The organism is Pseudomonas donghuensis, from assembly GCF_000696345.2.
In the GTDB taxonomy this organism is placed as follows: domain Bacteria; phylum Pseudomonadota; class Gammaproteobacteria; order Pseudomonadales; family Pseudomonadaceae; genus Aquipseudomonas; species Aquipseudomonas donghuensis.
On record NZ_CP071706.1, the window covers coordinates 1947167 to 1971894 of the forward strand.

At 60.8% G+C, this 24728-nt stretch carries 22 protein-coding genes; 18 read left to right on the plus strand and 4 right to left on the minus strand.

Features of this window, described 5'->3' with window-relative positions; genetic code table 11:
• Positions 1–3: 3 nt before the first annotated feature.
• The gene (locus BV82_RS08895) at positions 4–1971 is read right to left on the minus strand and encodes a MacB family efflux pump subunit (protein WP_036994396.1); all 1968 of its coding nucleotides are present in this window, start codon (positions 1969–1971) and stop codon (positions 4–6) included.
• A complete protein-coding gene (locus tag BV82_RS08900; RefSeq protein ID WP_036994398.1) occupies positions 1972–3150 on the minus strand; it encodes an efflux RND transporter periplasmic adaptor subunit in 1179 nt (392 codons plus the stop codon).
• Between the two features lie 226 nt (positions 3151–3376).
• On the opposite strand from BV82_RS08900, the gene BV82_RS08905 reads away from it, so the two are divergent.
• From BV82_RS08905 to BV82_RS08915, 3 genes are all read left to right on the plus strand, one after another.
• On the plus strand, positions 3377–3856 hold the full coding sequence (locus BV82_RS08905; protein ID WP_010224708.1) for a sigma-70 family RNA polymerase sigma factor: 480 nt from the start codon (positions 3377–3379) through the stop codon (positions 3854–3856).
• Between the two features lie 179 nt (positions 3857–4035).
• Positions 4036–4521 (plus strand): hypothetical protein, encoded by a 486-nt coding sequence (locus tag BV82_RS08910; protein ID WP_010224707.1) that lies wholly within the window; start codon positions 4036–4038, stop codon positions 4519–4521.
• A gap of 107 nt (positions 4522–4628) precedes the next feature.
• The gene (locus BV82_RS08915) at positions 4629–5939 is read left to right on the plus strand and encodes an MFS transporter (RefSeq protein ID WP_036994399.1); all 1311 of its coding nucleotides are present in this window, start codon (positions 4629–4631) and stop codon (positions 5937–5939) included.
• Positions 5940–6087: 148 nt separating this feature from the next.
• Here the strand turns inward: BV82_RS08915 and BV82_RS08920 are convergent, their stop codons facing one another.
• Positions 6088–7752: an electron transfer flavoprotein-ubiquinone oxidoreductase gene (locus tag BV82_RS08920; protein WP_036994401.1), complete on the minus strand. Its 1665-nt coding sequence runs from the start codon at positions 7750–7752 to the stop codon at positions 6088–6090.
• Between the two features lie 544 nt (positions 7753–8296).
• Between BV82_RS08920 and BV82_RS08925 the strand changes: the two genes are divergently transcribed.
• The 9 genes from BV82_RS08925 to BV82_RS08965 all read left to right on the plus strand — a co-directional run bounded on the left by BV82_RS08925 (position 8297) and on the right by BV82_RS08965 (position 15298).
• Positions 8297–9046, plus strand: coding sequence for an electron transfer flavoprotein subunit beta/FixA family protein (locus BV82_RS08925; RefSeq protein ID WP_010224703.1), 750 nt, complete (start codon positions 8297–8299; stop codon positions 9044–9046).
• Positions 9047–9976, plus strand: a complete 930-nt coding sequence (locus BV82_RS08930; protein WP_036994403.1) for an electron transfer flavoprotein subunit alpha/FixB family protein — start codon at positions 9047–9049, stop codon at positions 9974–9976.
• A gap of 115 nt (positions 9977–10091) precedes the next feature.
• Entirely contained in the window at positions 10092–10916 is an 825-nt protein-coding gene (locus BV82_RS08935) for a substrate-binding periplasmic protein (RefSeq protein ID WP_050990025.1), read from the plus strand.
• Positions 10917–10925: 9 nt separating this feature from the next.
• Positions 10926–11279, plus strand: a complete 354-nt coding sequence (locus BV82_RS08940; RefSeq protein WP_010224697.1) for a DUF4398 domain-containing protein — start codon at positions 10926–10928, stop codon at positions 11277–11279.
• Positions 11276–12085 carry an OmpA family protein gene (locus BV82_RS08945; protein WP_036994404.1) on the plus strand — a complete coding sequence of 270 codons (810 nt, stop codon included), beginning with the start codon at positions 11276–11278 and terminating at the stop codon, positions 12083–12085. Before BV82_RS08940 ends, BV82_RS08945 begins: the two co-directional genes overlap by 4 nt.
• Positions 12086–12299: 214 nt before the next feature.
• Positions 12300–13745: an aminotransferase-like domain-containing protein gene (locus BV82_RS08950; protein WP_010224694.1), complete on the plus strand. Its 1446-nt coding sequence runs from the start codon at positions 12300–12302 to the stop codon at positions 13743–13745.
• Positions 13746–13962: 217 nt separating this feature from the next.
• Entirely contained in the window at positions 13963–14280 is a 318-nt protein-coding gene (locus BV82_RS08955; protein ID WP_374045240.1) for a translation initiation factor 2, read from the plus strand.
• 128 nt (positions 14281–14408) lie between these two features.
• Positions 14409–14663 (plus strand): YkgJ family cysteine cluster protein, encoded by a 255-nt coding sequence (locus BV82_RS08960; RefSeq protein WP_010224690.1) that lies wholly within the window; start codon positions 14409–14411, stop codon positions 14661–14663.
• 32 nt (positions 14664–14695) lie between these two features.
• A complete protein-coding gene (locus BV82_RS08965) occupies positions 14696–15298 on the plus strand; it encodes an START domain-containing protein (protein ID WP_036994407.1) in 603 nt (200 codons plus the stop codon).
• A gap of 174 nt (positions 15299–15472) precedes the next feature.
• Here BV82_RS08965 and gltA read toward each other — a convergent pair whose 3' ends face one another.
• A complete protein-coding gene (gene gltA, locus BV82_RS08970) occupies positions 15473–16762 on the minus strand; it encodes a citrate synthase (RefSeq protein WP_010224685.1) in 1290 nt (429 codons plus the stop codon).
• Between the two features lie 350 nt (positions 16763–17112).
• Here gltA and sdhC point away from each other — a divergent pair, with 350 nt between their 5' ends.
• The 6 genes from sdhC (at position 17113) to odhB (ending at position 24691) form a co-directional block, all read left to right on the plus strand.
• Positions 17113–17499, plus strand: a complete 387-nt coding sequence (gene sdhC / locus BV82_RS08975; RefSeq protein ID WP_174242293.1) for a succinate dehydrogenase, cytochrome b556 subunit — start codon at positions 17113–17115, stop codon at positions 17497–17499.
• Positions 17493–17861 carry a succinate dehydrogenase, hydrophobic membrane anchor protein gene (gene sdhD / locus BV82_RS08980; protein WP_010224681.1) on the plus strand — a complete coding sequence of 123 codons (369 nt, stop codon included), beginning with the start codon at positions 17493–17495 and terminating at the stop codon, positions 17859–17861. Before sdhC ends, sdhD begins: the two co-directional genes overlap by 7 nt.
• A gap of 3 nt (positions 17862–17864) precedes the next feature.
• Entirely contained in the window at positions 17865–19637 is a 1773-nt protein-coding gene (sdhA, locus tag BV82_RS08985; RefSeq protein ID WP_010224679.1) for a succinate dehydrogenase flavoprotein subunit, read from the plus strand.
• A gap of 11 nt (positions 19638–19648) precedes the next feature.
• The gene (locus BV82_RS08990) at positions 19649–20353 is read left to right on the plus strand and encodes a succinate dehydrogenase iron-sulfur subunit (RefSeq protein ID WP_010224678.1); all 705 of its coding nucleotides are present in this window, start codon (positions 19649–19651) and stop codon (positions 20351–20353) included.
• Between the two features lie 246 nt (positions 20354–20599).
• Positions 20600–23431 (plus strand): 2-oxoglutarate dehydrogenase E1 component, encoded by a 2832-nt coding sequence (locus tag BV82_RS08995; RefSeq protein ID WP_010224677.1) that lies wholly within the window; start codon positions 20600–20602, stop codon positions 23429–23431.
• Positions 23432–23473: 42 nt separating this feature from the next.
• On the plus strand, positions 23474–24691 hold the full coding sequence (gene odhB / locus BV82_RS09000; protein WP_010224676.1) for a 2-oxoglutarate dehydrogenase complex dihydrolipoyllysine-residue succinyltransferase: 1218 nt from the start codon (positions 23474–23476) through the stop codon (positions 24689–24691).
• The last annotated feature ends 37 nt before the right edge of the window (positions 24692–24728 follow it).

Here is a 24728-nt window from a genome sequence, read left to right on the forward strand (position 1 = left end):
GGATTATTCGCTGGTTAGGGCTTTGACCGGGTCGAGGCGGGCGGCTTTGCGGGCCGGCATGAAACCAAACACCACGCCGGTGATCACTGCACAGGCAAAGGCGCCGAGCACGGCGGGCAAGGAGAAGGCCACGGCAATATCGGCCAGGAGCAACACGCCGCCAATCAACAGCGCCAGGGCAATGCCGGTCACGCCGCCGACCATCGACAGCAGCACCGCTTCACTGAGGAACTGACGCAGGATGTCGCGCTGGCGGGCGCCGGTAGCCATGCGGATACCGATCTCGCGGGTGCGCTCGCGAACCGTCATCAACATGATGTTCATCACCCCGATGCCACCCACCAGCAAGGAGATGGCGGCGATCGAACCCAGCATCAGCGACAAGGTGTTCTGTGTCCGTGCTTCGGCCTGAATCAGCGCCGCGTCGTTGGTCAGCTCGTAGTCGTGCTTGCCATGGTGGAGTTTGCGCATCAGTCGGTCGATGGCCGCTTCAGTGTCGGCCACGCGCCGCGAGTCGGCGGCGGCAATGGTCACATACTCCGGGTCGCGGCTGCCGAACAGGCGGATTGCCGCAGCCGAGTAGGGCACCACGATGCGCGCGTCGCTGTCCTGGTCCCCGGAGCTGGCGCCTTTGCCGGCGAGCATGCCAATCACCTGGAAGGGCACGTTTTCGACCAGGATGTAGTGGCCGATGGGGTTGGTACTGGCGCCAAACAGCTTTTCGCGTACTTTCTGGCCAATCACGGCGACGGCTGCGGCGTGCTGTTCGTCGGCTTCGGTGAAAAAACTGCCCTCGACCACCGGCCAGTTGAAAATCTCGGGAAAATACGTGTTGTTGCCGCCGACATAGAACTGTTGGTTGTTGCTGCCGTAGCGCACCATCAGTTTGCTGCCGATCACTGGCATGATCATCTTCACCTGAGGCAGGCTGGAGACTGCGGCGACATCATTGAGGGTCACGACCCCGGCAGGTTCGCGCAGGGTCGGCGCGCTACCGCTGAGGTAAAGAATGTTCGAACCGAAGGCGGCCATCTGCGCCATGACCTGGCGCTTGCTGCCTTCACCGACGGCCAGCATGACCACCACCGACGCTACGCCGATGACGATCCCCAGCAGGGTCAGGGCGGTGCGCAAGCGGTTGATCCACATGATCCGCCAGGCCGCTTGCAGGGCTTCGACCAGCTCGCCTTTCCAGGCCCCGTTCAGGGTCGCGCCCTGGCTCAGGCGCTGGCGCAGGTCTTCGGCCCGCAGCCCGCGAGTGCCGGGTTCGGGGCAGGCCTGTTGCGCTGCCGAGTCGCTGAGCACCAGCCCGTCTCGAATCTCGATGACCCGATTGGCCCGTGCCGCGACTTCGCGGTCGTGGGTGATCAGGATCACCACATGGCCCTGGCTGGCCAGTTCGTCGAGCAGTGCCATCACCTCGGCGCCGCTCTGGCTGTCCAGCGCGCCGGTTGGCTCGTCGGCGAGGATGATGTGCCCGCCGTTCATCAAGGCGCGGGCGATCGACACCCGTTGCTGCTGGCCGCCGGACAACTGGTGTGGGCGGTTACCGGTGCGGCTGGCCAAGCCCAGGCGCTCGAGCAGGGCGGCGGCGCGGGCGTGGCGTTCGGTGGCGGGGGTGCCGGCATAGATCGCTGGCATTTCGACGTTTTCCTGGGCCGAGCCCGAGGCGATCAGGTGGTAACCCTGGAAGACAAAACCAAAGGCCTCCCGGCGCAGCCAGGCCAGTTCGTCAGTGTCGAGCTCGGCAACGTCCTTGCCCGCAAAGTAGTAGCTGCCTGAGGTGGGGCGGTCCAGGCAGCCGAGGATGTTCATCAGCGTTGATTTGCCGGAGCCGGAGGCGCCGACAATGGCAACGAACTCGCCCGGGTGGATGGCCAGGCTGATACCGCGCACCACCTCGACCTTGGGCGTATCGATGCCGCCATAGGATTTGCGGATATCGCGCAGTTCGATCAGGGGCGTGGACATTCAACCCCCGCTCGCGGCGGGTGCGCCGATCAGCAGGCGCTCGCCTTCGGTCAAGCCGTCGAGCACCTGTACCCGCAGACGGTCGCTCAATCCGGTGCGCACCTGGCGCTGGTTGACCGTACCGTTGCTGTCGAGTACCTGGGCGATGCGCAGGTCATTGCCATCGGCGTGTTCATCCAGTGCCGCCACCGGCACGGTCAGCACCTTGCTGGCGCGCCCGGCAACAAAGAACACCTGGGTGGTCATCTGCGCCATCAATGCGTTGTCCGGGTTGTCGACATCCAGCAGCACGGTGTAGAGCACCACCTTGCTGCTGGCGCCACTGCCGCTGGCACTGGCCGGGCTGCCACCGCCCTGGCTGGTTTGATCGAGGGGTTTGGGCGGCACCGGTAGAATCTGCCGCACACTGCTGGCCCAGCGCCGTTTGCCGCCGGCCAGGGTGGTGAAATAGGCCGTCATGCCAGGCTTCACGTGGCCGATATCGGCTTCGGAGACCTGCGCCCAGACGGTCATGGGCGACAATTTGGCAATGCGCAGGATCAGCGGGGTCTGCTGCTGGGCGTTGAGGGTCTGGCCTTCGCGAGCATCGACAGCGACCACGGTGCCGGACATCGGTGCATAGATGCGCGTGTAGCCCAGCTCGGCTTCATCGCTGCGCAGGTTGGCCTGGGCCTGGCGGATTTGTGCGCGATACATGTCGATGCGCGCCTGGGTCACCTTGAGTTGGGTCTGGGCACTTTGTAAGTCCTCTTCGCGGGTTGCCCCGCCAGCGGCAAGGTTGCGCTGGCGCTTGTACCGTTGCTCGGCCAACTGGTATTGGGCCTTCTGCTCATCGAGCTGGGCGTTGAGGTTTTCGATCGAAAAACGCCCGGCATCCAGTTTGGCCTGCTGGGTCGAAGGGTCGATTTCCACCAGCAACTGGCCTTCCTTGACCTGGTCGCCAACCTCCACATGCAGTTTGCGGATCTGTCCGGACGCCTGGACGCCAACGTCCACATAGCGCCTGGGTTGCAAGGTGCCCAGGGCGGTGACGCTGCTTTCGATATCCCCGCGGGTGACGGCCACGGTACTGAGCGGGTCGCTGCCGGCTGGCAGGGTTGTCCAGGCGAGCAGGGCGCCGAGGCTTAGCAGGCCGAGGCTGTAGAGGGCCGCGCGGCGGCGAGTGGAAGAACGTCTCATGCAGGGGTTCCAGCCAGAAGGTAGGGCCCGTGACTTCACCCTGGCGGTATGACTCGACAGGCACGGGAGGCTCCCAGGTAAACGAGGTGAAGGCGTTGGAATTTACCGGGGTGCGAGGTGCTTGCTGAGAATAATTATAATTTGTATTATTGCATTCTGCCATCATTCAGACCCGCTTAACCCAGAGCCAAGGGAATTCCCGCAGATGTCGCGGCCAGGTGTTGTGTTGGAAAGCTACTATCGCGAACTGGTGAGTTTCCTTTGTGCCCGCCTGGGTAACCGGCAGGCCGCTGAAGACGTTGCCCACGATGCCTATATCCGGGTACTGGAGCGCACTGGCGGGAATGACATAGAGCATCCGCGCGCGTTTCTCTACCGTACGGCCCTGAACCTGGTGATCGACGGTCATCGGCGCGGGCTGCTGCGCCAGGCCGAGCCACTTGAAGTGCTCGATACCGATGAGCGTTTCTTTTCTCCGGCGCCGTCCCAGAGCATGGACCTCAACCAGCGCCTGGACCTGATGCAGCGTGCCCTGGCCGAGCTCAGCCAGCCTTGTCGCGAGTGTTTCCTGCTGCGCAAGCTCGATGGCCTGTCGCACCCGCAGATTGCCGAGCGCCTGGGTATCTCGCGCAGTCTGGTGGAAAAACACATTGTCAATGCCATGAAACATTGCCGGGTGCGGATGCGCGAATGGGAGTCGCAGTAAGGCCAGGCGCGGGGCGGATGTGAAAAATTCGTGGTGACGTTGCTTGATTTCTGCCCGATTCCCGACAACTATCAATACAGACCCTTTATCTGGCGGGTGCTCGCCAATAGCCTGCAATTGATGAGTGGCGCAGTATGGTCAAGGAACATCGCTAACGCTGTTTGCCTTGGTCATAGACAATGCCGAACAAATCGCTGCGAATACTGATCGCCGACGAACACCCGATGCAGTTGCTGCAACTGGAGCGCATGCTCAATGGCATGGGCTACTACCGCATCGCCCCGGTCGAGAGTTTCGAAGATCTGCAGCGCCTGGTGCAAAGTGCATTGCAACCGTTCAACCTGCTGCTGGGCAATATCGACCTGGCCAGCCATGCCGGGGTCGACCTCGAGCGCTTTTGCCAGGTCAACCCGTTGATTCAGCACGCGTTGTTGTATGAATCGCAGCATTTGAAGATCCCCGCCATTCCTGACAGCCAGCGCCGGGCAGTGAGCGTCAGCCTGCCCAAGGTCCCGGACAACGAAACCATCCAGTCCTTCATGAACATCATCGATTCGCCGCAGGTGCTTGGGCGCTTGCCCGCCGTTGCCGAGCGCGCTGCCAACCAGGGCTATGCCCCGCGGCGGATGAACTTCGCCCAGACCGCGTTTTCCCGTCAGTCCTAGGCCTGTCCCGGCCTTTGCGCTGGGTACGGTCGGTCGGCATTTGCTATCCTCTTGCGTTTGCCCTGGCGCCCGGTCGCGCCGGCTTCTGTTCATTTGCGGATACCTCTATGACTGCCACTGACCCTGCACGCCCGTTGCAGCTGTCGCGCCGCGATCACAAGACCCTGAGCCTGGCGGCGTTGGGCGGGGCGCTGGAGATCTACGATTTCATCATTTTCGTGTTCTTCGCCCTGACCTTGAGCCAGCTGTTCTTCCCGCCGCAGATGCCCGAATGGCTGCGCTTGCTGCAGAGCTTCGGGATCTTCGTCACCGGCTACCTGGCGCGGCCGCTGGGCGGCATCCTGATGGCCCATTTTGCCGATCATCTGGGGCGCAAGCGGGTGTTCAGCTTGAGCATCCTGATGATGGCCCTGCCGTGCCTGCTGATCGGTGTCATGCCGACCTACGCCGATATCGGCTATGCGGCGCCGCTGATCCTGCTGGCCTTGCGTATCCTGCAAGGGGCAGCGGTGGGCGGCGAGGTACCGAGCGCCTGGACCTTCGTCGCCGAGCATGCGCCGCCCGGGCGGCGCGGCTATGCCCTGGGCTTCCTGCAAGCGGGGCTGACGTTCGGCTACCTGCTGGGCGCCTTGACTGCGACGGCGCTGGCGCAGCTGTTCAGCCCGCAGGAAATTCTCGATTACGCCTGGCGCTACCCGTTCCTGCTCGGCGGTGTGTTTGGCGTGATTGGTGTGTGGCTGCGCCGCTGGCTGAGCGAGACGCCGGTGTTTCTCGCCTTGCGCGAGCAACGTGAGCAGCCGCCGGCCTTTCCGCTGCGTACCGTCCTGCGTGACCATCGCCGCGCATTGATTCCGGCTGCGTTGCTGACGTGCGTGCTGACGTCGGCGGTGGTGGTGCTGGTGGTGATCACCCCGACGGTGATGCAGCAGCGTTTTGCCATGAGCGCCGGGCACACCTTTGCCTTGAGCAGCATGGGTATCGTCTTCCTTAACATCGGTTGTGTGCTGGCGGGTTTGCTGGTCGACCGTATCGGCGCCTGGCGGGCGCTGATGTTCTACAGCCTGTTGCTGCCGCTGGGCATTGCCGGTCTCTATGCCAGCCTGGTCAGTGGTTGGGGCTGGACCGGGCTGGCCTATGCGCTTGCAGGCCTGGCCTGTGGGGTGGTGGGGGTGGTGCCGTCGGTGATGGTCGGGCTGTTCCCGGCCCAGATCCGTGTGTCGGGGATTTCCTTTACCTACAACATTGCCTACGCCCTGTGGGCGAGCACCACGCCGTTGCTGCTGATTGCCCTGATGCCGTGGAGCCCATGGGTATGTGTCGGCTTTTGTCTGGTCATGGGCGCGGTGGGTGTGCTCACGGCGATGTACTTCGGCGCACGCGAGGTGCTGGCCTTCGAAGATCAGGCGGTACGCTGCTGAGTTCATCTGCTGTGACAATCGTTACTCGCTGAATGACCGCTGATCGGGCACCCTGAGTTGTTCGCAGAGGTCAGATTGGCCTGATGCAAAGCATAAAAAAGCCCCCTGGCCACAACGGCGAGGGGGCTTTTTTTAGCTGCCAGCGGACTTACATGTTCGGGTAAGTCGGGCCACCGGCGCCTTCCGGGGTGACCCAGGTAATGTTCTGCGAAGGGTCCTTGATGTCACAGGTCTTGCAGTGCACGCAGTTCTGGGCGTTGATCTGGAAGCGCTTGCTGCCGTCTTCCTGGGTGACCACTTCGTACACGCCGGCCGGGCAATAGCGCTGCGCCGGTTCGTCGTACAGCGGCAGGTTGGTGGCGATCGGGATGCTCGCGTCAGCCAGTTTCAGGTGGCATGGCTGCTCTTCTTCATGGTTGGTGCTGGAGAGGAACACCGAGCTCAGCTTGTCGAAGCTCAGCTTGCCATCCGGTTTTGGATAGTCGATTTTTTTCGAGTCGGCGGCCAGCTTCAGGCAGGCATAGTCCGGCTTGGTGTCGTGCAGGGTGAACGGCAGCTTGCCGCCGAACCAGTTCTGGTCGACATAGTTGAACGCCGCGCCGAAGATCGGACCGAACTTGTGCATGGCCGGGCCGAAGTTACGGCTGGCGAACAGCTCTTCATGCAGCCAGCTGGCCTTGAACGCTTCGACGTAGCTGTTGAGCTGGTCGCCGCCTTCGCTGCCGGCCAGCAGGGCATCGGCCACCGCTTCGGCGGCGAGCATGCCGGACTTCATCGCGGTGTGGCTGCCCTTGATCTTGGCAAAGTTCAGGGTGCCGAGGTCGCAACCGATCAGTGCACCACCGTTGAAGACCATCTTCGGCAGCGAGTTCAGGCCGCCTTTGCTGATGGCGCGGGCGCCGTAGCTGATGCGCTTGCCCCCTTCGAGGTACTTGCTGATCACCGGGTGGTGCTTGAGGCGCTGGAACTCATCGAACGGCGACAGGTAGGCGTTGCTGTAGGACAGGTCGACGATCAGCCCGACCACTACCTGGTTGTTTTCCAGGTGGTAGAGGAACGAGCCACCGGTATTTTCGGGGCTCATCACGTCCAGCGGCCAGCCGGCGGTGTGCACCACCAGGCCCTGTTCATGCTTGGCCGGATCGACTTCCCAGATTTCCTTGAGACCGATGCCGTAGTGCTGGGTGTCGGACTCGCTGTCGAGGTTGAAGCGCTTGATCAGCTGCTTGCCGATATGGCCACGGCAGCCTTCGGCGAACAGGGTGTACTTGCCGCGCAGTTCCATCCCTGGGGTGTACAGGCCTTCTTTGGGGTTGCCTTCACGGTCGACACCCAGGTCGCCGGTGATGATCCCGCGGACCACGCCGTTCTCGTCGAACAGCGCCTCCTGGGCGGCGAAGCCCGGGTAGATCTCCACGCCCAGGTTCTCGGCCTGCTGGGCCAGCCAGCGGCACAGGTTGCCCAGGGAGATGATGTAGTTGCCTTGGTTGTGCATGGTCTTGGGCACGAACAGGTCGGGGACCTTGATCGAGCTGCCAGCATCCTTGAGCACGTAGATGTCGTCGCGTTTGACTTCGGTGTTGAGCGGCGCGCCGAGCTCTTTCCAGTCCGGGAACAGTTCGTTCAGGGCGCGCGGTTCGAATACCGCACCGGAGAGGATGTGGGCGCCGACTTCCGAGCCTTTCTCGACCACGCAGACGCTGATTTCGTTACCGGCTTCGGCGGCCTTCTGCTTCAGTCGGCAGGCGGCGGACAGGCCAGCCGGGCCAGCGCCGACAATGACCACGTCGAATTCCATGTATTCGCGTTCCACAGGTTCTCTCCTACTCAAGGCTCATCGGTTTTTCTTTGTTGGCGGGTGTCAGGCGGTCATTTTTCAGACGCTCGGGTTGTAGCTCGAGCGATGACGGACTACACCGCTTTCTCTTGGCCGCGCATTATATCTACACCACTCACGGGGTCCAATACAAACGTTTGTTTGAATTTGCCCCAGCCCAGTAAAATCAAAGAAGCGCGGCTTGAAGCTGACCGGTTTGCCGTATTGACCGGATTGGGCGTTACGGTCAAGATACGAGCGGTTTTGCGCTCGCCGTAGGCTGACCGCCGGATGCAGGAGCACCCCTAAAAACCAGGCGAAAAGCAGGGTAGTTACGCCACAACCCGCTTTGTAGTGGAGTTTACACGCCACGACAAATAATGACCCACGGGTTTTGCAACTGACAGGCCGAATCGAGACTGCTGGGTCAGGGTTAAATTCGTCCACCTGTGATCGTTTTTAGAGGTGCCCTTGTACCCACGCGCAATCGCCGGGTTTGTCCCAGGCGACATTCTTTTCACCGGAGAGTAACGAGGAATCCATGAAGGTTCTTGTAGCTGTCAAACGAGTGGTCGACTATAACGTCAAGGTTCGCGTCAAGGCGGACAACTCCGGCGTCGACCTTGCTAACGTCAAGATGTCCATGAACCCCTTCTGCGAAATTGCCGTAGAAGAAGCCGTGCGCTTGAAAGAAAAGGGCGTTGCGAGCGAGATCGTCGTCGTTACCGTCGGCCCGGCCACTGCCCAGGAGCAACTGCGTACTGCCCTGGCACTGGGTGCCGACCGCGCCATCCTGGTCGAATCGGCTGAAGAGCTGACTTCGCTGGCCGTGGCCAAGCTGCTCAAAGCAGTGGTCGACAAAGAGCAACCGCAGCTGGTGATCCTTGGCAAGCAAGCCATCGACAGCGACAACAACCAGACCGGCCAGATGCTGGCGGCACTGAGCGGTTACGCCCAGGGCACCTTCGCCTCCAAGGTCGAAGTCGCTGGCGACAAGGTCAACGTCACCCGTGAAATCGACGGCGGCCTGCAGACCGTTGCGCTGAACCTGCCAGCCATCGTCACCACCGACCTGCGCCTGAACGAGCCGCGCTACGCGTCGCTGCCGAACATCATGAAGGCCAAGAAGAAGCCGCTGGAAACCGTTACTCCAGACGCGCTGGGCGTTTCCACCGCCTCCACCAACAAGACCCTGAAAGTCGAAGCGCCGGCTGCTCGCAGCGCTGGCATCAAGGTCAAGTCGGTTGCTGAACTGGTCGAGAAACTGAAGAACGAGGCGAAGGTAATCTAAATGACTATCCTGGTTATCGCTGAACACGAAAACGGTGCCGTTGCCCCGGCCACCCTGAACACTGTTGCTGCTGCCGCCAAGATCGGTGGTGACATCCACGTGCTGGTCGCAGGCGCAAACGTCGCTGGCGTCGCTGAAGCTGCGGCCAAGATCGCCGGCGTTGCCAAGGTGTTGGTTGCCGACAATGCCGCCTACGCTCACCAGCTGCCGGAGAACGTTGCGCCACTGGTCGCCGAGCTGGGCAAGGGCTATCGCCACGTGCTGGCACCTGCCACCTCCAACGGCAAGAACATCCTGCCGCGCGTTGCCGCGCTGCTGGACGTAGACCAGATCTCCGAGATCATCTCGGTTGAATCGGCTGACACCTTCAAACGTCCGATCTACGCCGGTAACGCCATTGCCACCGTGCAATCGAACGCTGCCGTCAAGGTCATCACCGTGCGTTCCACCGGCTTTGACGCCGTTGCCGCCGAAGGTGGTTCGGCTGCCGTTGAAGCCGTCGCTGCTGCCCACGACGCGGGCAAGTCGGCGTTCGTTGGCGAAGAGCTGGCCAAGTCCGACCGTCCAGAGCTGACCGCTGCCAAGATCGTCGTTTCCGGCGGTCGCGGCATGCAGAACGGTGACAACTTCAAGCACCTGTACGCCCTGGCCGACAAGCTCGGCGCTGCCGTTGGCGCTTCGCGCGCTGCGGTCGACGCAGGTTTCGTACCCAACGACATGCAGGTCGGTCAGACCGGCAAGATCGTTGCACCACAGCTGTACATCGCCGTCGGTATCTCCGGCGCGATCCAGCACCTGGCCGGCATGAAAGACTCCAAAGTGATCGTTGCGATCAACAAGGACGAAGAAGCGCCGATCTTCCAGGTGGCCGACTACGGCCTGGTGGCTGACCTGTTCGAAGCCATCCCTGAGCTGGAGAAGCTGGTTTAATCCAGCTGCTTCACTTATAAAAGAGCCCGGTCCGTTCGGGCTGTGCAGGCCTGCCTTGCACAGCCCGTCGGATCGGGCTTTTTCATTCGGGGTAAAAAGATCAGGGAGTCGTTGCATGGGAAGGCGTTGCCGGATAAACACGGCGCTGGTGTTCGCTGCGGTGTTGATGCCGTTGCAAGCCTGGGCGGTGGGTAAGTGCGAGCGGCTGGTGGCCACCGGCAGCCCCGATGCCCCGCCTTATTCGTGGCGCGACCCGCAAGATCCCAAGCACTTGATGGGTGCCAACGTTGATTTGTTCAAGCAGGTCGCCAGCGAGTTGGGGCTCAAAGTCGAAGTCCTCGACAGCGGCAGCCGCAGCCAGGCGCTGGAAGAGGTGCGCAGCGGGCGTGTCGACCTGCTGATCGACTCACCCTTCGCGGTGGCCGAGCTGACCACGGTCGACTATGTTCACCCCGCGTTGCTGAACAATGAATATGTAGTCTGGACCCGCCACGATTCGACGCTGGTGTACAACACCCTGGCCGATTTGCATGAGCATCAGGGCAGCGTCTCGGAAAAGGCGCGGATGACACCCGAATTTACCGCCTATGCCAGGAGTCAATTGCAGCTTGCGCCGGCACAGAACCTGACCCAGGCCTTCCAGAAGCTGCTGCTCGGCCAGGTCGACTATGTGCTGGCCGGTCGCTACGCCGGCATGGCCATGGCTCAGACCCTGGGCATGAGCAACGAGTTGATTGCCCGCGGCTTGCCCCTGGACCGTCCGGGGTTGTACCTGGCGCTGTCGCATAATTCGGCGTGTAATGACGCTTGGTTGCGCGGACAACTGGCAAAAAAACTGACAGAATTGCCGGCCTCCGGCGTGTCCCAGGCGGTACTGCAACGTAATGTCGAACGCTGGAAAGCGCAGATGCAGGCGCCGCTGGATGCCCCTAAACAGTAGGAAGATTGCGTGAGAACTCATTCACTATTCGCCGTTCTGGCGTTGCTGGCCCTGGCCGGGTGCGCCAATGACCCGGCCCCCAATGAACAGCTGCGCTTGTCCGAGCAGGCGCTGGAGCAGGCCAAGGCGGTCGGTGCCACCGATGAAGTGGCCGAGCTGAAGCTGGCTGAAGACAAACTGGCCCGGGCTCGTTCCAACATGACCAGTGAATCCTATCGCGACGCGCGCATGCGCGCCGAGCAGGCCGAGCTCGATGCGCGTCTGGCCGAGGCGCGGGTGCTGACGGTCAAGAGCAAGGAGCAGCTGGACTTGCTGCAGTCGCGGGTCAATCGCCTGCGTAAACAGTTGGGGGAGCAGCGGTGAGTTCGATCAAACCTTTGGTGGCACTGTTGTTGCTCGGCGTGGTGGGCTTGCAGGGTTGTGCCAGCCAGCGCAGCGAGGTGGCGCTGGATGAGGCTACGGCCAAGTTTCAGACGGTCAAGGACGATTCCGACGTGTTGCGCAGCGCGCCGCGTGACGTGATTCGTGCCGGTGAATCCCTGGCCCGTGCCGAGCGCCTGTCCAGTTATCTGGGCACCGGTGCCGATGTGCGTCATTACGCTTACTTGAGCCAGCGCTACAGCGACATCGCCCGTGAGCACAGCAACCTGGTGCTCAATCAGGAACGTCTGGCCAAGCTTGAGCTCGAGCGTCAGCGCCTGCAGCTGGCCCTGCGCGAAGCCAAGCTTGCCAGCGTGCAGCAGCAGGGTAAGTGGCTGGAGGCGCAGATTGTCAGCCTGGCCACCGAGCAGAGCGATCGCGGCCTAGTCATGACCTTGGGCGACGTGCTGTTCGATACCGGGCATGCGGAGTTGAAGAACTCGGCCAGCCGCACCGTGCTCAAGCTGGTGCAATTCCTTCAGCTCAACCCCAAGCGGGTCGTGCGTATCGAGGGCTACACCGACAGCACCGGTACGCCGGAAGACAACCTCAAGCTCTCCCGTGATCGGGCGCAGGCGGTGGCAGATATGCTGATCGATCTGGGCGTCGATGAAAAACGCATCCAGGTCGAAGGCTATGGCGACCAGTATCCGGTCGAGGCTAACGCCTCGGAGCGGGGCAGGGCGCAGAACCGTCGGGTCGAGATCGTCTTTTCCGACGAGAAGGGCAAGCTTGGCGCGGCGCGCTGAGTAATAGATGAAGAAACCCGGAGGCCGCACAGCTCCGGGTTTTTTTATGGGCGATCGCCTGGTTGTGAAAAATGGCACACGCCAGCCTCTGTCACGCAACTGTATTGTCGACTATTCTGCAATCTGTCCCAGTACACTTCGCAACTGTTCCGGTATTCTTGCTCAAAACAGCCGTACAAAAACAACTACATTGCCTGCGTGTCGAGAACTGATCATGACCAACCTGCTGCTTTATCAGCGCATCGCCCAGCAACTGGCCGAAGATATTCGCCGCGGTGTGTATCAGCCAGGGGAGCGCGTGCCGTCGGTGCGCAAGATGAGCTCGCAGCTCAATGTCAGCCATGCCACGGTGCTCCAGGCTTACGCCAACCTCGAAGACCAGGGCCTGATCCGCGCGCGGCCACAGTCCGGCTACTATGTGCACCAGACCCCGGCACTGACCGCGCAGACGCCGGATATCGCCCGGGTCGAGCGCCCCGGCCTGGTCACGCGCAGCAGCATCATCCAGCAGGTGCTGACCGAGGCTCGGCGCGACGGGGTGTTCCCTTTTGGCGCGGCGGTACCCCATGTCGATTACCTGCCGGTGCGGGCGCTGCACCAGCAGTTGGCCAAGGTCACCCGCTTTCATAGCCCACGGGCCTTCAGCTACATGTTCAGCCCGGGATTTGAGCCCCTGCGTCGGCAGATCGCCATTCGCATGCGCGATGCCGGTGTGGTGGTCGACCCCAGCGAAGTAGTGGTCACCCATGGCTGCGTCGATGCCCTGCAGATGTCGCTACGGGTGCTGACCCGCCCGGGCGACCTGATCGCCGCCGAATCGCCGACTTACTACGGCTTGCTGCAACTGGCCGATTTGCTCGGCCTGAAAGTCATCGAAATTCCCAGTGATCCGTCCACCGGCATCAGTCTTGAGGCCTTGCAGCTGGCCGCCAACCAGTGGTCGATCAAGGCACTGGTGTTGACCGCGCGCCTGAGCAACCCGCTGGGCGGCACCATCCCGGAAGACCGGCAGAAGCAGTTGCTGCGTCTGGCCTCGGACTTCGATATTCAGATCGTCGAGGACGATATCTACGGCGAGCTGATGTTCGAGCAAGGCAAGACCAAGTCCCTCAAGGCCTTCGATCGGCTAGGGCGGGTGATCTATTGCTCGAGTTTCTCCAAGACCCTGTCGCCAGGGGTGCGAATTGGCTGGATGGTTGCCGGCAAGTACCAGGCGGAAATCCAGCGCTTGCAGACCTTCACTACCCATTCGGCCTGCAGCGTGACCCAGATGGGGGTGGCGTCCTATCTGGAGAACGGCGGCTACGATCGGCATTTGCGCTACATCCGTCAGGAGTATCGGAAGAATCTCAGTGCTTATCAGTTGGCGGTGCAGCAGCACTTTCCTGAAGGTACGCAGATGACCCGGCCCACCGGCGGCTTCATCCTCTGGGTCAGCTTGCCGGGGCGGGTCAACACCCAGGAGTTGCATGTACGTGCGCTGCAGCAGGGCATCAGTATTGCGCCGGGGTTGATCTTCAGTAACACCGAGCAGTTCAACCACTGCATTCGCCTGAACTGCGGCATCCCGTGGAACCGTGAGGCGGAGCGGGCAGTAATGACCTTGGGTATGTTGGCCAGCCAGTTATGCCAAGAATCTGCCTCGGGCGCTTTTTTCTAGACTTGCCAGTCGTGTCAGGAACGGGGAGCATAAGCATTTTCAGGGATAGTCGTCGGTGCCTATGAAAGTGTTGCGTAGTATCGGGTTGTCCCTGTGTTTGCTGGGTGGATTGGCCTGTACCTCGGTAGCAGTGGCTGAAACCGCACCGGCGAGCAAGGCCCCTGCAACGAAAAGCGTCAAGCCTGCCGCCAAGCCAAAGCAGGTGAAAGCGGCACCGGTGAGAAAGAAGGCGACTACCAAGGCCGCCCAGCGCAGCACGCGCAAAAACGTCAAGGCGGCACCGCAGCCATTGCCCAAGGCCAAGCTGGACCTGAGCCTGCCCTCCGGCATGGTCAAGGAGCTCAAGCCCGATACCCAGGAACAGGCGCCGCTGCCCAAGCCGCTGTTGCCCTACCTGTTCGGCGAAAAGCCTCCGTCCGACAGCCCCTTCCAGCTCAATGGCCGGCTGATCAGCAACGAAATGCAGCTGCAGCTGCGAAACGAAAGCCGCAAGGATGTCGAGGGCGCGGCGATCGAGTTCGAGTTCAAGCAGTAGGGCGAAACTGACTGTTCGGTCATCGCATGTGCAGCTGATATTTCATCCCGTCAGTAATTTCAAACGCCTGTTTAAGCGGTTACTATCCGGGTTCATTCATCATTTGTTACTCCGAGGATTCTGTTGTCATGAACTGCCGTGAAGGTTGTGGCGCCTGCTGCATCGCGCCCTCCATCAGCTCGCCGATACCGGGTATGCCCAAGGGCAAGCCAGCCGGCGAGCGCTGCTTGCACCTATCGGTTGCCAATCTCTGTGGCTTGTTCGGCAAACCCGAGCGTCCGGCGGTGTGCGGTGGTTTCAAGGCAGAGGCCGAAATCTGCGGCAACGACCGCGACGAGGCAATCAGGATCCTGGGGTGGCTGGAGCAAATGACGGCAGCTTGAATCGCGGATCTTCGACAATAAGGAACAAGAGAATGGGATCGTTTAAACAAGTGGCACTGGTGTTGGGGCTTGGCGCGGTACTGGTGCCGCTGGCCCATGCCGAGGACTGGAAGCAGGCCAAGAACGAGGACGGGATCAAGGTCGAGCTCAGCGAGGTTGCCGGTTCCGATTACAAGGCCTACCGCGGCGTCACCTTTATCAAGGCACCACTGGCGAAGGTCAGGGCCCTGCAGGAAGATGTCGTCGGTGCCTGTGCCTGGATTCATGAGTGCAAGTCGCAAAAGCTGCTGAAAACCGAAGGCGACCAGAGCTGGACCTACACCCAGTTCAATACCCCGTGGCCGGTCACTGCGCGTGATTCGGTCATGCATGTCACCACCACCGAGGCCGCCGATGGCAGCCTGACCCGCAAGCTTGAAGGTGTGCCGAAATACCTGCCGGAAGAGAAGGGTTTCGTGCGGGTGGCCAAGGTTGATGGCTTCTGGAAGCTGCAGCCAAAAGACGGTGGTACCGAGGTGACTTACCAGGTGCATACCGAGCCGGGCGGCAGCGTGCCGTCGATGGTGGCCAACAAGTTTGTGGTGGATGCGCCGTTCAATACCTTGAAGGCATTGAAGGAGAGGGCTGAGAAATAGTCAGTACAGTTGTGGTGGGTGAGGGGTGCTGGTCAACTGTTAGATAATCGCGGGTCAAGCCCGCTCCCACAGGTTCTGTAGGAGCGGGCTTGCCCCGCGATGAGTCCCCCCCCCCCCAGGCCCCAATAAAAAAGGCTGCCCGAAGGCAGCCTTTTTCGTGTTCGGCCCAAAGGCTTACTTGCGGTCTTCCAGTTTGACGATGTCGCGCGACTCGTAGCCGGTGTACAGCTGGCGAGGGCGGCCGATCTTGTACGGGCTGGAGAGCATTTCTTTCCAGTGCGAAATCCAGCCGACGGTCCGCGCCAGGGCGAAGATCACGGTGAACATGCTGGTTGGAATGCCGATCGCCTTGAGGATGATCCCTGAGTAGAAGTCGACGTTCGGGTACAGCGAGCGCTCGATGAAGTAAGGATCGGTGAGGGCGATCTCTTCCAGGCGCATGGCCAGTTCCAGCTGCGGGTCGTTCTTGATGCCCAGCTCGCGCAGGACTTCGTCGCAGGTCTGTTTCATCACGGTGGCGCGCGGGTCGCGGTTCTTGTAAACGCGGTGACCGAAGCCCATCAGCTTGAACGGATCGTTCTTGTCCTTGGCCTTGGCGATGAACTTGTCGATGTTCGAGACATCGCCGATTTCATCGAGCATGGTCAGTACCGCTTCGTTGGCGCCGCCGTGGGCAGGGCCCCACAGTGCAGCGATACCGGCGGCGATACAGGCGAACGGGTTGGCGCCGGAGGAGCCTGCCAGACGGACGGTAGAGGTCGAGGCGTTCTGCTCGTGGTCGGCGTGGAGGATGAAGATCCGGTCCATTGCCTTGGCCAGTACCGGGCTGATCGGTTTGATCTCGCACGGGGTGTTGAACATCATGTGCAGGAAGTTTTCCGCGTACGACAGGTCGTTGCGCGGGTACATCATGGGTTGGCCCATGGAGTACTTGTACACCATCGCCGCCAGGGTCGGCATCTTGGCGACCAGGCGGACCGCGGAAATTTCGCGGTGCTGCGGGTTATTGATGTCCAGCGAGTCGTGGTAGAACGCCGACAGGGCACCCACCACGCCGCACATGACGGCCATCGGGTGAGCGTCGCGGCGGAAGCCGTTGAAGAAGGACTTCAACTGCTCGTGCACCATGGTGTGGTTCTTCACGGTGCTGACGAACTGGGCCTTCTGCTCGGCATTCGGCAGTTCGCCGTTGAGCAGTAGGTAGCAGGTCTCGAGGTAGTCGGATTTTTCGGCCAGCTGTTCGATCGGATAGCCGCGATGCAGCAGGATACCCTTGTCGCCGTCGATATAAGTGATCTTCGACTCGCAGGATGCGGTCGCCATGAAACCAGGGTCGAAAGTGAAGTGACCCGTGGCCCCCAACCCTCTAACGTCGATAACATCGGGACCAACGGTGCCGGTTAAAATGGGCAGCTCGACGGGGGCTGCGCCCTCGATGACCAACTGCGCTTTTTTGTCAGCCATGTGGCCTCCTATTAATGCTTGAAATCATCAGACAGACCCCCCACGCAGGGCCCGCACCACTATAGTGAGATAAATTCGAATGTCAATTTGCCTAAAGCACGGTTGTAAAGGGCTTTGGGCGCTGTTTTTCCTCGAAATTACCGCCCGTTTACGCCTTTTGTTCATTAAAGGCAATGCGCTATTTGGGCTAGGTGTCTGCGTTGTCATTAGTAGCCTAACTGTCTATAATCGGCCCCCGACCGCCAGGGGCTTGCAAGCCCGTGTTGCTGGGGTCGTCACTCCCTGGGTGGTGGGTACCTGACCAGTACACTTACCAACAACTTTGCCCTGCTTGCTAGGGGCTCTTCAGTGTGAAAAAAGCCGTGAAAAGCCAACGACCTGTAAACCTAGACCTAAGGACCATCAAACTCCCCATTACCGGCGTTACGTCATTTCTTCACCGTGTTTCCGGCATCATCCTCTTCCTGGGCCTTGGCTTCATGCTTTATGCATTGGGCAAATCCCTGGGTTCGGAGGAAGGTTTCGCCGAGGTGAAGGCATGCTTGACCAGTCCGCTGGCCAAGTTCGTGGCATGGGGCCTCCTGTCCGCCTTGCTGTATCACTTGGTAGCCGGTGTGCGCCACTTGATCATGGACATGGGCATCGGTGAAACGCTGGAAGGCGGCCGACTGGGCTCGAAAATTATCATCGCCGTTTCCGTGGTGGTGATTGTGCTGGCAGGAGTTTGGATATGGTAACCAACGTCACGAACCTCTCGCGTTCGGGCCTCTATGACTGGATGGCGCAGCGCGTTTCTGCGGTCGTTCTCGCGGCTTATTTCATTTTCCTGATCGGATACCTGATCGCGCACCCGGGCATCGAGTTTGCCCAGTGGCACGCTCTGTTCTCCAACAACGCGATGCGTATCTTCAGTCTGCTGGCCCTTGTGGCCCTGGGCGCTCACGCCTGGGTCGGCATGTGGACCATTGCCACCGACTACCTGACGCCGATGGCGCTGGGCAAGTCGGCGACTGCCGTACGTTTCCTGTTCCAGGCGGTATGTGGTGTCGCGATGTTCGCGTACTTCGTCTGGGGTGTGCAGATTCTCTGGGGTATCTGATTCATGGCTAACATTCCTACGATTACATTCGACGCCATCATCATTGGTGGCGGCGGTGCCGGCATGCGCGCTGCGCTGCAGCTGGCCCAGGGCGGTCACAAGACTGCCGTGATCACCAAGGTCTTCCCGACCCGTTCGCACACTGTATCGGCCCAGGGTGGCATCACCTGTGCCATCGCTTCGGCCGACCCGAACGATGACTGGCGCTGGCACATGTACGATACCGTCAAGGGTTCCGACTACATCGGTGACCAGGACGCTATCGAATACATGTGTCAGGAAGGCCCTGCTGCCGTGTTCGAGCTGGACCACATGGGTCTGCCGTTCTCGCGTACCGAACAAGGCCGTATCTACCAGCGCCCGTTCGGCGGTCAGTCCAAGGACTTCGGTAAAGGTGGCCAGGCCGCCCGTACCTGCGCCGCTTCCGACCGTACCGGTCACGCGCTGCTGCACACCCTGTACCAGGGCAACTTGAAGGCAGGCACCACCTTCCTCAACGAGTACTACGCCGTTGACCTGGTGAAGAACCAGGAAGGCGCGTTCGTCGGTGTGATTGCAATCTGCATCGAAACCGGCGAAACCCTGTACATCAAAGCCAAGGCCACCGTTCTGGCGACTGGCGGTGCAGGCCGTATCTACTCCTCCACCACCAATGCCCTGATCAACACCGGTGACGGTATCGGCATGGCCCTGCGTGCAGGCGTTCCGGTCCAGGATATCGAGATGTGGCAGTTCCACCCGACCGGCATCGCCGGCGCTGGTGTACTGGTCACTGAAGGTTGCCGTGGTGAAGGCGGTTACCTGATCAACAAGCACGGCGAGCGTTTCATGGAACGTTACGCGCCTAACGCCAAAGACCTTGCTGGTCGTGACGTTGTGGCCCGTTCCATGGTTAAAGAGATCATCGCCGGCAACGGCTGTGGCCCTAACGGCGACCACGTGATGCTCAAGCTTGACCACCTGGGTGAAGAAGTGCTGCACAGCCGCCTGCCAGGTATCTGTGAACTGTCCAAGACCTTCGCTCACGTCGACCCTGTGGTCGCGCCGGTTCCTGTTGTCCCAACCTGCCACTACATGATGGGCGGCGTTGCCACCAACATCCATGGTCAGGCGATGACCCAGGACGCCGATGGCGTTGATCACATCATCCCGGGTCTGTTCGCGGTAGGTGAAGTGGCGTGCGTATCGGTTCACGGTGCCAACCGCCTGGGCGGCAACTCGCTGCTCGACCTGGTGGTCTTCGGTCGTGCTGCCGGCCTGCACCTGGAAAAAGCGCTGAGCGACGGTATCGAATACCTCGACGCCAGCGACACCGACATCGATGTTGCCCTGAGCCGCCTGAACAAGCTCAACGAGCGCAACACCGGTGAAGACGTGGCTACCCTGCGTCGCGAGCTGCAGAGCTGCATGCAGAACTACTTCGGTGTATTCCGCACTGGCGAATACATGCAGAAGGGTATCGAGCAACTGGCTGGCCTGCGCGAGCGTATCGCCAACGTCAAGATCAACGACAAGTCCCAGGCCTTCAACACCGCGCGTATCGAAGCGCTGGAGCTGCAGAACCTGCTGGAAGTCGCTGAAGCCACTGCAATTGCTGCAGAAGTCCGTAAAGAGTCCCGCGGTGCGCACGCCCGTGAAGACTTCGAAGACCGTGACGACGAAAACTGGCTGTGCCACACCCTGTACTTCCCGGGTGAGAAGCGCGTCGCCAAGCGCGCCGTCAACTTCGCGCCGAAAACCGTTCCGGCGTTCGAGCCTAAAGTCCGGACTTACTAAGGGTGGCCACAATGTTGCAAGTCGAAGTTTATCGTTACAACCCCGATACCGACTCGGCACCCAAGATGCAGGTGTTCCAGGTCGATACCGGCGGCAAGGACCTGATGGTTCTCGATGTATTGGCACTGATCAAAGAGCAGGACGAAGGTTTCTCGTATCGTCGCTCCTGCCGTGAGGGTGTTTGCGGTTCCGATGGCATGAACATCAACGGCAAGAACGGTCTGGCCTGCATCACGCCGCTTTCGGCCGTGGTCAAGCGCAACAAGCTGATCGTCCGCCCTTTGCCTGGATTGCCGGTCATTCGTGACCTGGTCGTCGATATGAGCATCTTCTACAAGCAGTACGAGAAGGTGAAGCCATTCCTGCAGAACGACACGCCGGCTCCGGCCATCGAGCGCCTGCAGTCGCCGGAAGAGCGTGAAAAGCTGGACGGTCTGTACGAGTGCATCCTGTGCGCTTGCTGCTCGACTTCCTGCCCGTCGTTCTGGTGGAACCCGGACAAGTTCCTCGGTCCAGCTGCACTGCTGCAGGCCTATCGCTTCCTGGCCGACAGCCGTGACACCAAGACCCAGGAGCGTCTGGCTTCGCTGGATGACCCGTTCAGCGTGTTCCGTTGCCGCGGCATCATGAACTGCGTGAACGTTTGCCCTAAAGGTCTGAACCCGACCAAGGCCATCGGTCACGTACGTAACATGCTGCTGCAAAGCGGTACCTGATTTTAAAAGTGTTGTACCCGTAGTACGCCAAGGTGCGGGCCGTTGCCCGCACCAAGGTGAAACCCGAGCTGGGGCCCACAAAGCCCAAGCTTTTACCTATGAAGATATGAGACCAGCAGGGGCTTCCGGGCTGGTACCCGGAAAATCTGTAGGATCCTTGGTGGCTTGGTTGGGTCGCTGCATTAGGACTTTTCCAGGCGTGCTGTGGCTCTTGCCGATCCGTCCCCTAACCGAGGGTGACCAAGCATGCAAGAAAGCGTGATGCAGCGCATGTGGGATAGCGCCCACCTTTCAGGTGGTAACGCTGCATATGTGGAAGAGCTCTACGAGCTTTACCTGCACGACCCTAACGCTGTGCCAGAAGAGTGGCGCACTTACTTCCAGAAGTTGCCCGCCGAAGGCAGCACCGCTACCGATGTATCGCACTCTACAATCCGCGACCATTTCGTACTGCTGGCAAAGAACCAGCGCCGCGCCCAACCGGTTTCCGCCGGCAGCGTGAGCAGTGAACACGAGAAGAAGCAGGTTGAAGTTCTGCGACTGATCCAGGCCTACCGTATGCGCGGCCACCAAGCTGCTAAGCTCGACCCCCTGGGGTTGTGGCAGCGCCCTGCGCCAGTAGACCTGTCGATCAATCATTACGGCTTGACCAATGCCGATCTTGATACGACCTTCCGTGCCGGCGACCTGTTCATCGGCAAAGAGGAAGCGAGCCTACGCGAAATCTTCGACGCTTTGCAGCAGACATATTGCCGCACCATTGGCGCCGAATTCACCCACATCGTCGACTCCGAGCAGCGCAGCTGGTTCCAGCAGCGTCTGGAGAGCGTACGTGGGCGTCCAGTCTTCTCCGCGGATATTCAGAGCCACCTGCTCGAGCGCGTCACCGCCGCTGAGGGTCTGGAAAAATACCTGGGTACCAAATACCCGGGCACCAAGCGTTTCGGCCTGGAAGGCGGCGAGAGCCTGATTCCGATGCTGGACGAGCTGATTCAACGCTCCGGTTCCTACGGCACCAAGGAAGTTGTCATCGGCATGGCCCACCGTGGCCGTCTGAACGTACTGGTCAACACCTTCGGCAAGAACCCGCGCGACCTGTTCGACGAGTTCGAAGGCAAGAAGAAGGTCGAGCTGGGTTCCGGTGACGTGAAATACCACCAGGGCTTCTCGTCCAACGTGATGACCGCCGGTGGCGAAGTTCACCTGGCCATGGCGTTCAACCCTTCGCACCTGGAAATCGTCTCGCCAGTGGTTGAAGGTTCGGTACGTGCCCGTCAGGACCGTCGCAACGACACCGTTGGCGACAAGGTACTGCCGATTTCCATCCACGGTGACGCGGCATTCGCCGGTCAAGGCGTGGTCATGGAAACCTTCCAGATGTCGCAGACCCGCGGTTTCAAGACCGGCGGTACCGTGCACATCGTGATCAACAACCAGGTTGGTTTCACCATCAGCAACCCGCTGGACTCGCGTTCCACCGAGTACTGCACCGACGTCGCCAAGATGATTCAGGCGCCGATCCTGCACGTCAACGGTGATGATCCGGAAGCGGTGCTGTTCGTGACCCAGCTGGCGGTTGATTACCGCATGCAGTTCAAGCGTGACGTGGTCATCGACCTGGTCTGCTACCGTCGTCGCGGCCACAACGAGGCCGACGAGCCGAACGGCACCCAGCCGCTGATGTACCAGCAGATCACCAAGCAGCGCACCACCCGCGAGCTGTACGCCGAAGCCCTGACCCAGTCGGGTCGTCTTGACGCCGAGCGCGTCCAGGCCAAGGTCGACGAGTACCGCAACGCGCTGGACAACGGCCTGCACGTCGTAAAAAGCCTGGTCAAAGAGCCGAACAAGGAGCTGTTCGTTGACTGGCGTCCGTACCTGGGCCACGCCTGGACCGCGCGTCACGACACCCGCTTCGATCTGAAGACCCTGCAGGAACTGTCGGCCAAGCTGCTGGAACTGCCGGAAGGCTTCGTGGTTCAGCGTCAGGTTTCGAAGATCTACGAAGACCGCCAGAAGATGCAAGCCGGTGGCTTGCCGATCAACTGGGGCTACGCCGAAACCATGGCCTACGCCACCCTCGCGTTCGAAGGTCACCCGATTCGCATGACGGGTCAGGATATTGGTCGCGGCACCTTCTCTCACCGCCATGCGGTGTTGCACAACCAGAAGGACGCCAGCACCTACATCCCGTTGCAGAACCTCTATGAAGGCCAGCCACGTTTCGACCTGTACGATTCGTTCCTGTCCGAAGAAGCGGTCCTGGCATTCGAATACGGTTACTCGACCACCCAGCCAAACGCGCTGGTGATCTGGGAAGCCCAGTTCGGCGACTTCGCCAACGGTGCCCAGGTGGTTGTCGACCAGTTCATCACCAGCGGCGAGCACAAGTGGGGCCGTCTGTGCGGTCTGACCATGCTGCTGCCACACGGTTATGAAGGGCAGGGGCCTGAGCACTCCTCGGCACGTCTGGAGCGTTACCTGCAGCTGTGCGCCGAGCACAACGTCCAGGTGTGCGTACCGACCACCCCGGCTCAGATCTACCACCTGCTGCGTCGTCAGGTCATCCGTCCGCTGCGCAAGCCGCTGATCGTGCTGACACCAAAGTCGCTGCTGCGCCACAAGCTGGCCATCTCGACCCTGGAAGAACTGGCCGAAGGCTCGTTCCAGACCGTGATCCCGGAAATCGATACCCTCGATCCGAAAAAAGTCACGCGCCTGGTCCTGTGCAGCGGCAAGGTCTACTACGATCTGCTGGAAAAACGCCGTGCCGAAGGCCGCGAAGATATCGCCGTCGTGCGTATCGAGCAGCTGTATCCGTTCCCTGAAGACGACCTGGTCGAAATCCTCGCGCCGTACACCAATCTCAAGGATGTGGTGTGGTGTCAGGAAGAACCGATGAACCAGGGCGCCTGGTACAGCAGCCAGCACCACATGCGTCGTATCCTGACCCGTCACAACAAGGACCTGGTCCTCGAGTACGCCGGTCGCGATGCTTCGGCAGCACCTGCCTGTGGTTACGCTTCGATGCACGCCGAGCAGCAGGAAAAACTGCTGCAAGATGCCTTCACCGTTTAATGCCATCGCGCACCAGAAACCGAATTTAAGGAACCACTGATAATGGCTATCGAGATCAAAGCCCCTACTTTCCCGGAATCGGTTGCCGATGGCACCGTTGCCACCTGGCACAAGCAGCCGGGCGAAGCCGTCAAGCGTGACGAGCTGATCGTCGACATCGAAACCGACAAGGTTGTCCTGGAAGTACTGGCTACCGCTGACGGCGTACTGGGTGCAATCGTCAAGGGCGAGGGCGACACCGTCCTGTCCGACGAAGTCCTGGGCTCGATCGTAGAAGGTGGCGTTGCTGGCGCAGCACCTGCCGCTGCTGCCGCGCCTGCTGCCGCTGCTCCTGCCGCCGCCGCTGCTGGCGACGAAGACGCCATCGGCGCTCCGGCTGCCCGCAAGCTGGCCGAAGAAAACGGCATTGCCCTGAACAGCATCAAGGGCACCGGCAAAGACGGTCGCATCACCAAGGAAGACGTGGTTGCTGCCATCGAAGCGAAGAAATCCGCTCCGGCTGCCGCTCCTGCCGCCAAGCCAGCCGCCGCTGCTGCCCCGGTTGTCGCCACTGGCGATCGTACCGAGAAGCGCGTGCCGATGACTCGCGTGCGCGCTACCGTGGCCAAGCGCCTGGTAGAAGCACAGTCGAACATGGCCATGCTGACCACCTTCAACGAAGTCGACATGACCGAAGTCATGGCCCTGCGTTCGAAGTACAAGGACCTGTTCGAGAAGACCCACAACGGCGTGCGCCTGGGCTTCATGTCGTTCTTCGTCAAGGCGGCCACCGAAGCGCTGAAACGCTTCCCAGCCGTCAACGCCTCGATCGACGGTTCCGACATCGTCTACCACGGTTATGCGGACATCGGCGTTGCCGTTTCCAGCGACCGCGGCCTGGTGGTACCGGTACTGCGCAACGCCGAGCAAATGAGCCTGGCTGAGATCGAGAACGGCATCGCCACCTTCGGCAAGAAAGCCCGTGACGGCAAACTGTCGATCGACGAAATGACCGGTGGTACTTTCACCATCACCAACGGTGGTACCTTTGGTTCGATGATGTCGACCCCGATCGTCAACCCGCCGCAGGCTGCGATTCTGGGCATGCACAACATCATCCAGCGTCCTATGGCCGTTAACGGTCAGGTCGTGATCCGTCCGATGATGTACCTGGCACTGTCCTACGACCACCGTCTGATCGACGGTAAAGAAGCCGTGACCTTCCTGGTGACCATCAAGAACCTGCTGGAAGACCCGGCTCGTCTGCTGCTGGATATCTGATTGAGCAGCTGCAAGCTGCAAGCTTCAAGCGGCAAGC

Excerpts from the sequence above, each read along its gene's own strand:
- BV82_RS08895 (WP_036994396.1), bottom strand. The coding sequence starts at position 1,971 with ATGTCCACGCCCCTGATCGAACTGCGCGATATCCGCAAATCCTATGGC.
- BV82_RS08900 (WP_036994398.1), bottom strand. The coding sequence starts at position 3,150 with ATGAGACGTTCTTCCACTCGCCGCCGCGCGGCCCTCTACAGCCTCGGC.
- BV82_RS08910 (WP_010224707.1), top strand. The coding sequence starts at position 4,036 with ATGCCGAACAAATCGCTGCGAATACTGATCGCCGACGAACACCCGATG.
- BV82_RS08915 (WP_036994399.1), top strand. The coding sequence starts at position 4,629 with ATGACTGCCACTGACCCTGCACGCCCGTTGCAGCTGTCGCGCCGCGAT.
- BV82_RS08925 (WP_010224703.1), top strand. The coding sequence starts at position 8,297 with ATGAAGGTTCTTGTAGCTGTCAAACGAGTGGTCGACTATAACGTCAAG.
- BV82_RS08930 (WP_036994403.1), top strand. The coding sequence starts at position 9,047 with ATGACTATCCTGGTTATCGCTGAACACGAAAACGGTGCCGTTGCCCCG.
- BV82_RS08935 (WP_050990025.1), top strand. The coding sequence starts at position 10,092 with ATGGGAAGGCGTTGCCGGATAAACACGGCGCTGGTGTTCGCTGCGGTG.
- BV82_RS08950 (WP_010224694.1), top strand. The coding sequence starts at position 12,300 with ATGACCAACCTGCTGCTTTATCAGCGCATCGCCCAGCAACTGGCCGAA.
- BV82_RS08960 (WP_010224690.1), top strand. The coding sequence starts at position 14,409 with ATGAACTGCCGTGAAGGTTGTGGCGCCTGCTGCATCGCGCCCTCCATC.
- BV82_RS08965 (WP_036994407.1), top strand. The coding sequence starts at position 14,696 with ATGGGATCGTTTAAACAAGTGGCACTGGTGTTGGGGCTTGGCGCGGTA.
- gltA (WP_010224685.1), bottom strand. The coding sequence starts at position 16,762 with ATGGCTGACAAAAAAGCGCAGTTGGTCATCGAGGGCGCAGCCCCCGTC.
- sdhD (WP_010224681.1), top strand. The coding sequence starts at position 17,493 with ATGGTAACCAACGTCACGAACCTCTCGCGTTCGGGCCTCTATGACTGG.
- sdhA (WP_010224679.1), top strand. The coding sequence starts at position 17,865 with ATGGCTAACATTCCTACGATTACATTCGACGCCATCATCATTGGTGGC.
- BV82_RS08990 (WP_010224678.1), top strand. The coding sequence starts at position 19,649 with ATGTTGCAAGTCGAAGTTTATCGTTACAACCCCGATACCGACTCGGCA.
- BV82_RS08995 (WP_010224677.1), top strand. The coding sequence starts at position 20,600 with ATGCAAGAAAGCGTGATGCAGCGCATGTGGGATAGCGCCCACCTTTCA.
- odhB (WP_010224676.1), top strand. The coding sequence starts at position 23,474 with ATGGCTATCGAGATCAAAGCCCCTACTTTCCCGGAATCGGTTGCCGAT.